This window comes from Paenibacillus herberti, from assembly GCF_002233675.1.
GTDB classification, from domain to species: domain Bacteria; phylum Bacillota; class Bacilli; order Paenibacillales; family Paenibacillaceae; genus Paenibacillus_O; species Paenibacillus_O herberti.
Genome location: NZ_NMUQ01000002.1, coordinates 1,027,854 through 1,039,805, shown reverse-complemented (window position 1 = coordinate 1,039,805; position 11,952 = coordinate 1,027,854). Strand labels below are relative to the sequence as shown.

Annotated in this window: 10 protein-coding genes; 5 read left to right on the top strand and 5 right to left on the bottom strand. The window is 51.8% G+C overall.

Annotated elements, in window-relative coordinates; translation table 11 throughout:
- Positions 1-60: 60 nt before the first annotated feature.
- Positions 61-1,047, bottom strand: coding sequence for a right-handed parallel beta-helix repeat-containing protein (locus CGZ75_RS17070; protein ID WP_089525446.1), 987 nt, complete (start codon positions 1,045-1,047; stop codon positions 61-63).
- 252 nt (positions 1,048-1,299) lie between these two features.
- Here CGZ75_RS17070 and CGZ75_RS17065 point away from each other — a divergent pair, with 252 nt between their 5' ends.
- From CGZ75_RS17065 to CGZ75_RS17055, 3 genes are read left to right on the top strand one after another with little or no spacing between them, the layout of a single operon-like run.
- Entirely contained in the window at positions 1,300-2,100 is an 801-nt protein-coding gene (locus CGZ75_RS17065) for an ABC transporter permease (RefSeq protein WP_176444891.1), read from the top strand.
- 7 nt (positions 2,101-2,107) lie between these two features.
- Positions 2,108-2,920 (top strand): ABC transporter permease, encoded by an 813-nt coding sequence (locus CGZ75_RS17060; protein ID WP_089525444.1) that lies wholly within the window; start codon positions 2,108-2,110, stop codon positions 2,918-2,920.
- 12 nt (positions 2,921-2,932) lie between these two features.
- Entirely contained in the window at positions 2,933-3,913 is a 981-nt protein-coding gene (locus tag CGZ75_RS17055; RefSeq protein WP_089525443.1) for an ABC transporter ATP-binding protein, read from the top strand.
- Positions 3,914-3,965: 52 nt separating this feature from the next.
- On the opposite strand, the gene CGZ75_RS17050 is transcribed toward CGZ75_RS17055, so the two are convergent.
- A complete protein-coding gene (locus tag CGZ75_RS17050; protein WP_089525442.1) occupies positions 3,966-5,078 on the bottom strand; it encodes a metallophosphoesterase in 1,113 nt (370 codons plus the stop codon).
- Positions 5,079-5,347: 269 nt separating this feature from the next.
- Positions 5,348-5,455, bottom strand: coding sequence for a putative holin-like toxin (locus tag CGZ75_RS24685; protein ID WP_141136804.1), 108 nt, complete (start codon positions 5,453-5,455; stop codon positions 5,348-5,350).
- A 387-nt stretch (positions 5,456-5,842) separates the two neighbouring features.
- On the opposite strand from CGZ75_RS24685, the gene CGZ75_RS17040 reads away from it, so the two are divergent.
- Positions 5,843-8,149 (top strand): preprotein translocase subunit SecA, encoded by a 2,307-nt coding sequence (locus tag CGZ75_RS17040; RefSeq protein ID WP_089525440.1) that lies wholly within the window; start codon positions 5,843-5,845, stop codon positions 8,147-8,149.
- Positions 8,150-8,169: 20 nt separating this feature from the next.
- Entirely contained in the window at positions 8,170-9,213 is a 1,044-nt protein-coding gene (locus tag CGZ75_RS17035) for an NAD(P)/FAD-dependent oxidoreductase (RefSeq protein WP_089525940.1), read from the top strand.
- A 184-nt stretch (positions 9,214-9,397) separates the two neighbouring features.
- Here CGZ75_RS17035 and CGZ75_RS25960 read toward each other — a convergent pair whose 3' ends face one another.
- Together CGZ75_RS25960 and CGZ75_RS17020 are read right to left on the bottom strand one after the other, a co-directional pair.
- Positions 9,398-10,492, bottom strand: coding sequence for a sulfurtransferase (locus CGZ75_RS25960; protein WP_245850891.1), 1,095 nt, complete (start codon positions 10,490-10,492; stop codon positions 9,398-9,400).
- 69 nt (positions 10,493-10,561) lie between these two features.
- Positions 10,562-11,944, bottom strand: a complete 1,383-nt coding sequence (locus tag CGZ75_RS17020) for an MFS transporter (RefSeq protein ID WP_089525439.1) — start codon at positions 11,942-11,944, stop codon at positions 10,562-10,564.
- Positions 11,945-11,952: the final 8 nt, after the last annotated feature.

Here is an 11,952-nt window from a genome sequence, read left to right as displayed (position 1 = left end):
ACCGGGTTCTTGTTACTATTCATTACCCACTTTGGTGGTAAGCCTGACTTTGTTCGTTTTTCACTTGCGCTCTATATAATTGCTTTTATTTCGGAGGAAAGTATTGTTCTTGCCTCGATCCTTAATATTTGTAGGTGTATTGCGCTTCAATCGGTTTTCGAACACGAAGTTATCCGCATGAGGAGCCCGGATTAATACGCCGTTATTCTTGTTTCTCGCGATATGATTACGTTGAATATCATTAAAATCCGATCTGATCGCCACGCCGCTCTGGCGGTTATTTTGGATTTTATTGCCACAAGACAGATTATAGTTGAACGAGAACAGTAAGCCGTTTTTATGATTGTTCTTAATTGTGCTATCTATAATGAGGTTATTTGTGCTGCGGCCGAACACACCGTTACCGCCGTTATGCTCAAGCTTATTGTCCAGGATAAGCGAATTGTCCGATTTGCTAGTCCTGATTCCATCGCTTTTATTGCCGGTAATCCGGTTTCCTACGATTGCATTATGCAAACCTCCGCCGATCTTTATCCCGAATAATGAATTGTTCAATATTTGGTTTCGAACGATCCAATTTCCCGATGACCCACTGAGTTGAATCCCGATGCCCGTTCCCGCTTTTCCGATACGTTGAATCTTGTTTCTCATCAACAGATTGCCTTCTGAACGATCCGCGAATATTCCGAAAGCTCTGCCCTTTCTCGTCTTTCCGCTTATATCGCTGATATCATTCTCCAAGATTTGATGAGATTTTCCTTGAACGATTCGAATGCCGCCGGAAATGTAGTTTTTGACTTTGAATCCGTCGATTTCTACGCCTGCGACGCTCTCCAATACAAACGCCTCCGGTAAAACGAATCTTCCGTCGAGAACCGCACAACGCTTGGTTTTGGCTACAATGCGAAGATTATTTTTATTGCTCTGAATCCTCACGTTTTCATGATAAACGCCCCTATGCACTAAAATAACGTCACCCTCGTTCGCCGAAGCAACCGCGTCCTGAATGGCCGTTGGACTGCCTGGAAAAACCTTTATGACCGCCATTTCTATCCCCCTACCAGTCGGAATTAATGATTTGGTATTAGTAAATTCCTTTAGGCGCAATAGGGAACCGATCTACCGTCTAGGAAGCTTCGCCTTTTTTGGGGGTTTTGTTTTGGCAGCAATTTGTTGGGGGTTGCCTATTATTGAACTGGCCTTATGGAAGCGCATAATTATAGTGACGAGTCCTCTCTTTTCTGTTATTGTTTATTTCAATTTATTCCTTATATTTCAAGTCGGATGGTGATGTCGGACATGAGGGCTTACGGTTACTTGATTAAAATGCGGGTGCTAACTGCGCTTGCCTACCGTTTCGACGTATGGATCGGCATGATTGGCGACATTATCCTGCTCGCAGCATCTGTTTTCATCTGGAAAGCGGCTTACGGCGGCGACGCTCTGGGATCAGGCGCATCCATCGTCGGGCTGGACGGAATGATCACGTACACGGTCGTCTCCGTTTTGATGACAACCGTATTCAGTACAGGTGTACAGAACACGATCTACAACCAAGTTCGCGAGGGCAATATCGCGCTCGACTTCATGCGACCACTGAACCTGCTCGGCATTTACTTTTCTGAGGACCTCGGCAGCATGGTCAGCGCACTCGTGAACAAAGCAATTCCCCTCGTGATAATGGCATCATTGCTGTTCGGATTCCCGATGCCGGACAGTCCAACTGCGGCTGCGTTGTTCGTCGCCAGTTGCGTGCTTAGCTTTATGATTCTTTGGCTCATGAGTGCGATGGTCGGGCTCGTGGCGTTCTGGGTGGCAGAGCTCGGTAATCTAGGTATGGTAAAAGATGCATTCATCCGCGTGTTATCCGGAAGCATGGTGCCACTCTGGTTTTTCCCCGAGGGGCTGCAACGGATCTCGGAGTGGCTGCCGTTTCAATATACATACCAACTGCCGCTCAGCGTCTATATCGGTATGACAACACCCCTGGACGCGCTGCGAGGGATGGGCATACAGTTAATTTGGGTCGCACTTCTCGGTGTGCTGCTTGCTTGGATTTGGACGCGAGCGCGCGGCAAAGTAATGGTGCAGGGAGGATGAGGCGGTCATGAGCGAAATGAGACATTATTTGACCGTATTCGGTTATTACGCAAAGCTGGCGATTCAGCGGCAGCTTGAATATCCACTCTTCCTCGTAAGCTGGCTAATTATGATTCCGACGCAATATTTTGCTGGTATTTGGATGCTCCGTATTATCGTCGATCGGTTCCAACCTCTAGAAGGATGGACGTTCGACGATCTCGCCTTTCTATATGGCCTCGGGCTGCTGAGCCACGGGCTCGTCGTGGTGTTTTTCATCCCAACTTGGGGCACAGAAACCGCAGTTATTCGTGGGGAGTTCGATCGGCTGCTGCTTCGTCCGATGAATGTCTTTTTCCAATTTGTCACCGGATATTTCAATTTCATCGGCCTAATTGATCTCATTCCAGGCATCGTCATCTTCTTGTACGCGGCGCATGCAGTCGATTTCAGCTGGGAAGCCAGTAACATCGTCAAGCTCGCGCTGGTCGTTATTGGTGGCCTATTCATCCGTGGCAGTCTGTACACGATCGTCGGTGCCGTTGCTTTTTGGACGAAGCGCAGCCGTAACCTGATCGGCATGTCTATAGCTACATTGGAACGGACGACGATGTATCCGCTGACCCTATATCCATATGCGGTTCAAGCGTTGCTGACGTTTCTGTTCCCGATCGGCTTCATCAGCTTCTACCCGGCAGAAAGTTTCCTCGGCAAACCGGCGTCGCTGGAGCTGCCGTTCGACATGGCGGTTTGGACACTGGCCGCGGGCATCGTTTGCATGATCGTCGCTTACACCGTTTTCCGGCTGGGGTTACGCAAGTATGAAAGCGCAGGTTCATAGGGGGCATACAGAGTGGCAATTATCGAGGTCAAAGATTTGGTCAAGGAATTTGTCGTTGTACGCAAAAAAACGGGGCTTGGAAATGCGATTCGCAGCTTGGTTTTACCCGATAAAAAGATCGTGCGAGGCGTGGACGGCTTGTCGTTCAACATCGAGCAAGGGGATATCGTTGGCTATATCGGTCCGAACGGAGCCGGGAAAAGCACAACAATCAAAATGCTGACAGGCATCCTTTATCCGACAGCCGGCAGTATTCGCGTGTGCGGCTTATCGCCACATAAAGAACGCAAAGCCGTTGTGCGCCAGCTAGGCGTTGTGTTCGGCCAGCGCACACAGTTGTATTGGGATTTGCGCCTTGGGGAGACGTTCGAGCTGCTGAAGCGGATTTACAAGATTGAAGACAAGCGATTCAAGGCGACGCTGGACATGCTGAACGACGTCCTGCGCATTCAGGATTTCATCGATACTCCCGTGCGACAGCTATCGCTTGGTCAAAGAATGCGGGGCGATTTGGCGGCGTCCATGATCCACGACCCAACGGTACTGTTCCTTGACGAACCGACGATCGGACTGGACGCCGATGCAAAACACGCCATTCGCGGGTTCATTCAAACGATGAACCGCGAACGGCGCATGACGGTCGTGTTGACGACACATGACCTCGACGATGTCGAGCAGTTGTGTTCGCGACTGCTTGTCGTCAACCACGGCCGCATCGTTGAGGACGGCCCGCTGGACTCGATCGTCGGCAAGCTGGCACCGCATCGTCTGCTCGTCATCGAGCTGTCCGAGGACGTTCAGGCGCCGGAGCATGCACGAGCAAAGATCGTGCGGCAGGACGGGCTGAAAGTATGGTATCAGTTCGACAAAGCTGCCATTTCGGCATCCGAGCTGATCGCCGACTTATCGGGAATGCTGCCCATCCGTGACCTTAGCGTTCAGGAGCCCGACATCGAGGACGCCATTCGCGAGGTATATCGGACGACGGGATGAGACGTGATCTAAAAAGGGTCAAGCCGGAGCTATCCGACTTGACCCTTTTGCGCTAAGATTTCCAATTGGAGAAACGGACATGAATAGACGTAACTTCCGACCGCGATCCGATCCGGATTGGAGGGCCCCAGAAGCCATAACCGGATGAGACAATGGAATTCAACTGGCCTTTTTGCAGTTGGCCCCAATCATTTTCGAACAACCTGGAGGTAATTAAATTACCGGGTGCAATCTGACCCTTATGGGTATGACCGGATACCATCAAATCAATGCCTTGCTCCTCCGCTATATCCAGCTCTATCGGTTGATGCTCCAGCATCAATATTGGTTTTGAGCGGTCGATTTCTTCCGTTAAAGAAACCAGATCCGCTCTCTCCCTTTCACTGTAATCCTTCCGCCCGACCAGCGTCAGCCAGCCTCCAACCTCGATCGTCTCGTCATACAACACCTGAATTCCGCTCTTTTCAATAAGTCCAATCAGCTCTTCCGTCTCACCCTTGTACTGGTCATGATTGCCCAGTGAGGCGAAAACGCCGAGCGGTGCTTCAATTTTCGATAAAATATCACCGACGCCCCTGTCTTGAAAAGGAAAGATGTCGTCATCCACAATATCGCCTGGGAGAACAACGATGTCCGGCTTCAGCGCGTTTATTTCCTCCACCATCCGTTCCGCATGGCCTCTTCCTGATAAGTAGCCAAAATGCATATCGGACGCCATCACAATATGAAGCTCACCGCTCTCCGGGCCTTTTTTGTCGATATTGACGTCATAGGAACGCACTGTAGGACTGAAAGCATTAAAGCTTCCATAACCAAGCAGGATGATAAGCAAAATCAAAGTCGCGATTCCCGACCACTTTTGGACGGAATGTCGCGGCACCTTCGTCAGCTTAGTCAACCAGACCATCAGATGAACTAGCGGTAACAGCATGGCCAATAAACCGAATATAGCTATCCAATAACTGCCGATGATGCTCAAGATAGCTGACCCCTCGATAACTCTGGAGAGTATGAGAGAGCTTGCCAGAAAGACAAGCGCAATAATATAGAAAAGCCGGAACCGATGCGATACCGCTGGTTTGATCCACGTCCAGCCGCTCCAGCCGATGTAGAATACAATCAAGAGGTACAAAGCGAGAAATGCGAGCCCGATAACGATAAACATGTTGTCCTCCTTTGGGGTACTGCCTTTTATTATACTCTTATTGGAGGATACAAAAAAACATCGCCACGGCACTTAGACTGCGTGGCGATGTTGATTGAGTGAGGACTGCTAACTTGGATAAATATTGCATGTATAAAGCTGCACCGATATAATAAAACTAAGTAAGGAGCCGTGCGCTAACACGACTCCTGGCACAGTAGACCGCTTCAAAGGCGGTCGGCTACGGATATGTGATCAGAAATAGACCGTTATCCTAGTGGAGGGGCGGTCTATTTCTTTTGGTTACTTACAGCGATGATAGCAATAACAAGCGTCAGTAGCGCTATAATTAGCGCACCAAAACCGATCATTAGCGTCAAAGCATCTTTAACCTCCATGGGCATCCCTCCCTTCTCGGAGAGGTAGCCGACCACCCTTGCAAGCCGTTCCATGTGCTTGTTCTAATATATCATAATCTTCCAATAAAAAGCGTTCATTTGTTCGTGTTTGAGAACTTGCAACCGGTCTATCCCAGTCCATTCAAGATCAATATTTGAACAATAGAGAATAATCCACCGATGAGAAGAGGCTGTAACGAACGTTGCCGTCTTCTTTGTGCTTAGCAATGACTATAAAGGCTTTTAAAATGCAATATATAGTTTACATTGCGCAACGCACAAATTACACTATTTTCAATCTATTAACAGTCGGTTTGAACTTGATGGGTGGCGGGTCAACGCAAATATGGTTCAAAAATAAGCGTACTTCTACCGAGGAGAGAGCGAATGCCTAAGAATCTAGCCGCCAGGTTAACGCAAAAATTCAAAGACCATGTTACCCACCAAGAGCAGCATAAGCTGAAAGACTATCGGAACAAAGCGGAGCTCATTAGGAAACGGAATTTGGAAGCATGGGACGATCAGCGGCTGCAAGAGGAATCTCTCCGGTTAAAAAAGGAAGCAAAATCAGGTACGCCTTTGGACGAGCTGCTTGTCGATGCCTATGCGCTAGTCTGCGAAGCAGCGAAGAGAAAGCTCGGATTACAGCCTTACGATGTCCAGATCATGGCTGCCATCGCTCTGCACGAGGGATTTTTGATCGAGCAGCATACCGGCGAAGGAAAAACGCTCTCTGCTGTTATGCCCGCTTATCTAAATGCGCTAACTGGCGAAGGCGTTCATGTACTGACTTTTAACGATTATTTGGCAAATCGAGATGCGGGGTGGATGGGCCCGATCTATCGTTTCCTTGGGTTAAAGGTAAACTCGGTTCAAGCTGGCATGGACCTGTCCGAAAAACGGGGAGCGTACGACGCGGATATAACCTATGTTACGGCCAAAGAGGCGGGATTCGATTATTTACGAGACACGATCGCACTAAACGAAACCGATACCGTGCATCGTCCTTTCCGCTACGTCATCGTAGACGAGGCGGATTCACTGCTTCTCGACGAAGCGCGGGTGCCGCTAGTCATCGCCGGTGAGCCGGACTATTCTGGCAATGACGGCATGCGTTTCGCAGAAGTGGCTCGGCAGCTCGATCAGGTAGAGCATTACGACTTTGACGAGTCCAAGCGGAACGTTTATTTAAATGAAGCGGGCTCGGCAATAGCGGAATCGCTGCTGGGATGCGGCAATTTGTATGAGAGCTACAATAGTCATCTGTTATCGTCCTTAAATTGTGCGCTGCATGTGAAATCGTTATTGAAAAAGGACGTCGATTACATCGTCCGTGACGGGGAAATCGAGCTAATCGACGAATATACCGGCCGCGTGGCGGAGAACAGGCATTTGCCGGAAGGATTGCAATCCGCGCTTGCGGCCAAAGAAGGGCTGCAGTCGAAAGCCGGCGGAGAAATTCTCGGAACGATTACCCTCCAACACTTCCTTAGCCTATATCCGAAGATTTGCGGAATGACAGCTACCGCGCAAGCTTCCGCAATGGAATTTGAAGATATTTATAATCTGCAGGTCGTGCAAGTTCCGCCGAACCGGACCAACATCCGGATTGACCATCCGCTCCGAATTTATACCCATAAAGAAGCCAAACTTAAGGCGCTTATACAAGAAATCTCGTCCGCTCATACGACGGGACGTCCGATTCTCATTGGTACGTCAAGCGTCGAAGAGTCTGACATGCTGGCGGAAAAGCTAGCGATTGCCAACATATCTTGCCATGTGCTGAACGCGAAAAACGACACAAAAGAAGCCGAGATCATCGCCAAAGCGGGAGAAATCGGCGCCGTGACGGTGTCTACGAATATGGCGGGACGCGGCGTCGACATTCGGCTCGGCGGCGGCAACCCCACGCAAGCAGAAGTTGTTGCCCAACTGGGCGGGTTGTACGTGATTGGTACGCATGTGAACGAAAGCGTGCGGATCGACAATCAACTGCGCGGGCGTTCTAGCCGCCAAGGCGATCCGGGAGCTTCTGTATTTTTCGTAAGCTTGGAGGACGAGTTGCTGCTTCGGTTCGGCATCGATAAAACGCTTCGTAATCTTAGGCAGGATGAGGCTCTCGAAAAGCCGGTGCTCCGCAGCAAAATCGCGCATTTCCAGCGCGTTGCTATGGCCCAAAACTTCCATATCCGCCAGGAACTGAATTATTATTCGGATATGGTGGAGGATCAGAGACGTATTTTATACGAAGAACGGCTCGGAATTTTAAAAGGCGAGACGCCGATGAGCCCTTCTGAGCAGCGAGTACGGCTTTTTTATATCGACAAGTTCTGGGCTGATCATCTGGCATACGTTTCTTATATTCGCGAAGGTATCCATTTGGAGAGCCTTGCTAGCCGCAATCCGATTGACGAATTTCATGCGCAAATCATTCAAGCATACGAGCAAATTCCAGCTGAAATAAATAGAGAGTCGGCTAATATGCTCGTAAAGCTCGAGGGTGCCAATGACCCGGCGAAGTGGGAAAAGTTCGGGCTGAAGAGCCCCGCTTCCACTCGGACTTATATTATTAACGACCAATACATTCAAAACAAGCGCAGCTCATGGTCGGCAGAAACGGTACTAGCTTATAATATTCGCAAGATTTTGAGTCCGGTATTTGACCGGATATTTGCTGCACTGAACAGGGGCTGATCGCGTTGGTGGAGTCATTTTTGAATAAACAAAAAATCGTCATTATTGGCGCAGGAATTGTCGGGGCGTCCGTGGCCTATCATCTGGCCAAAAGAAATCAAGATGTAACCATTATTGAACGACACCCCGCCGCGGCGCGGGGAGTTACGGAAAAATCTTTTGGCTGGATACATACGACTCATAGGATCGCTCCCGAATACTGGCATTTGTACGATGCAGCTTTGGAAGAATATCATGCGCTTCAGCAAGAGCTGTCCGAACTGAAAATTCATTGGCATGGAGCGCTAACTTGGGGTATTCCGCCTCTAAGGGTGCAGCCCCACTTTCAAAAATTAAACCGGGAGCAGCTTGAGGCATTGGAGCCGAATCTGAAGGAATATCCGGATGAAGCGATGTTTGTCAGCGAAGAAGGCGCGGTAGACCCTATAGGGGTAACGGAGCTGTTGCTGAGCAAGGCGCAGGAGTACGGCGCAAAGGTTCTGTTCGGTACCAACGTTACACAGCTGCAGCAAGAAGATTCCCGCCTAGTCGGCGTCCATACTTCCAAGGGTTTTCTGGAGTCGGATGTCGTAGTATTGGCCGCAGGTACAGGCATTCCCGAACTTTGCAATCCGATAGGTTGTCACGTGCCGGTAACGTCGTCGCCTTCCATTCTGATTCGGATGAAAACTACGAATAAACGGATACACACATTAATCTCAAATGCACAATTTGAAGCGCGTCAACTGACGGATCATAAGCTGCTGGCTGCGGAAGATTATATCGACGAGTCGGAGGAAAACGGACCAGAGGCGATCGGTAAGCGAGCGTTCGACACGTTGCGTCGCAGTCTGAAGGACGGGAATCAACTGGAACTGGAAAGCATAACGGTCGGGATGAGACCAATGCCTGAAGACGGCTATCCGATCGTAGGTTTCCAAGATCACATAAAGGGACTTTATCTGGCAGTGATGCATTCTGCGATTACACTGGCGCCGCTTATTGCACGTCTGGCTGCAGGCGAAATAATCGATCGGGAATCAAGAAGTGAATTAGCCCCTTGTCGGATTTCCAGATTTCAGTAGGGCAATATACAGCACCAGCATGAAAATGGTGGTCGTCCGACCATGAGCAATATCACAGGTTTTTCACCCTTATTCGTTGACTCCGTGTTGACTTTTGAACCATTAAAAATACACCACCAAGGTATACAAACCGCATGGTGATGTATTCAAACTTTACCTATTGTTATATGTCGTTCAGCACTTGCTAGTCTCCCGCAGCAACCGGATTGTCGCTATACGAGATCCAATCACTCCAGCTCCCTGCATACAGCTTCACGTTGCTGTAGCCCGCTGCTTGCAGCGCCAGAACGTTCGGGCACGCAGTCACGCCTGAGCCGCAGTAAACGATCAACTCGCGATCGCGCGGGATGTTGCTGAATGCTGCGGCTAGCGCGTCGCCGGTTTTCCAGCGGCCTTGGTCTTCCAGGACGCCCTTCCAGAACTGATTGACCGCCCCCGGGATATGTCCCGCCTTCTGGTCAATCGGCTCCTCCAGGCCGGCGTAGCGGCGCGGCTCCCGAGAATCGAGGAGCAACGGAGCGGCTTCCGCCGGCCGCTCCGAATCTGCAGCCGGGCTATCGCCGGCTGCCCGGACGGACGAGCCAACTGGCTCGTCCACAGCGCCGAAGGCGGCTTCGAGGCCCTCCACAAGGGAGGCCTCGGCGCTCATGCGATCAAGCGGCGGCAAATTCGCCGGCTTGATCGCATCCACAGCCGGCGGCGTTGCCGCGCCGGCTCCAGCACCTGGGGCGCTGCCGGCTTCGCCGACGGCAGCAGAGCCCCAGGCCTCGGGCGCCGCCGCTGCGGAGGCGGCGCGCACCTCATCCAGCCCTGCGAGCAGCTGCGGCTGCACGCGGGCTTCAAACCTGCCCGGCACGACGACGCGCGTCTCGTCCGTGACAGGAAAACCCGCCGCCTGCCAGGCGGAGAAGCCCTCGTCCATGACGAATACCGCGTCATGGCCAAGCCAGCGCAGCAGCCACCACAGGCGGGAAGCCATCGCGCCGCCTTGATCATCGTAAGCGACGACGCGGCTGTCCGGCCCAATACCGGCCCGACGAAGCGCGACCTCAAGCAATTCCGGCTCCAGCAGCGGATGACGCCCGCCGTGCTTGGTAACAGGAGCGGACAGATCGCGCTCCAGATCAAGATAAACGGCGCCAGGAATATGAGCCGCCTCATATGCGTTCCGCCCGGAATCGGACTTACCGAGGGCAAAACGGCAGTCCACGATGACGAGATCGGACTCGTACATCCGGGCCAACAGCCATTTCATCGATACGATCGGATTGCTTTTCATACTATCTCCTCCTGAACGCTCCGTATTATCTTCCCATCGTCATCCTTACCCACTCACCACAAACATCATTCACCGTACCGCGGTCTCTCTCCGATCCCGAAGCGCCAGCAGGGCAAGCAGCAGCAAGAGCAATAGGGCCGCCATAACGGCGGTCATTTGCAACAGCCGCTGCCAACCGTATAGATCTAACAACCAGCCGCCTAGCTTTGGGAAAATGGCACCCCCGAGACCACCGCAAGCGACGAGCAAACTCGTCGTGCGGTCCGTCATGCCCGGCAACCGCTCGTTGACATAGATCAGTGCAACAGCGAAAATCCCTGCCAAGCAGAAACCCGCTAAACCGACCAAGACGAGCGTCCAGCTAAGCGTATCCGCACCGGCGAGCAGTACCATCATAACGAGCGAAGCGCCGACAGAGCCGAGCAAATAAATGCGATAACCCGCAGCGCGAGTAAACAGCCCAATCATCAGCCGTCCGGCCACCATCATGCCCCAGAATAGGCTAAGCACCGCCGAGGCTTCCGCCTCTGGCAGGCCGGATTGGTTAGTCATAATGGAAGGCAGATAGTTAGCAATGACCATTTCCATACCGACATAGAGGAAAAAGAACAGCATTCCCACCGCCAGCACAGGCCAGGCCCCTTTTTTATAACCGAGCCAGCCAGAGCCCGCAGCACCCGGAACAGTTCCTCCTACGTCCGATCCCTGTCCGTCCGTTCCACTCGCAGCACCCGGAACAGCCCCACCTACGTTCGAGCCCTGTCCGTCCGTTCCACTCACAGCACCCGGAACAGTCTCACCTACGTTCGATCCCTGTCCGTCCAGTCGTCCTGCAACACCCGGCCCAGCACCTTCCTCATCCGTTCCAGGCTTATAAGCCCGTTTTGGCATATAAGCGACCGCTTCGTCGGCTTTGCCGAATGAAAGCGTCATCCACAACAACATTGAGATACCGGCGAGCGCCGTCAGTACGGGGAAACTCATTTGCCATATGCCATCCTGGATCAAAAGGGCCGCCACACCCGGCATAACCAGCGCGCCGGCGCCGAAGGCGACTTCCAGCCAGCCCATAACCGACGCTTTTCTCTTCGAGAACACGTCCATGACCAACGCACCGACAACGGCCTCCGCCATGCCGAAGCCAAAACCCGCAACCGGGGCTACCAGCAAAATAATTTCCCAAGGAGGAAGGACGCTATAAACCGCTTCCGCCGCAGTGAGCGCTCCCAGAGCTAGGACGAGCGTGCTCCGTCTGCCTATGCGGGAAGAGAGAGCGGGGGCTGCCAACACACCGGCCAGAAAACCTAGAAATTGATTCGTTATCCACTGGCCGGCCGAGCCGTAATCCAGCTTATAATTGGCCATGACCGGTTCCAGCAACGCTCCAGCAACCACATGAGCCAAGCCAATGACGAAATAAGACAGACAACCGAGAAGAATCAGTTTACGCATCGTGGCTC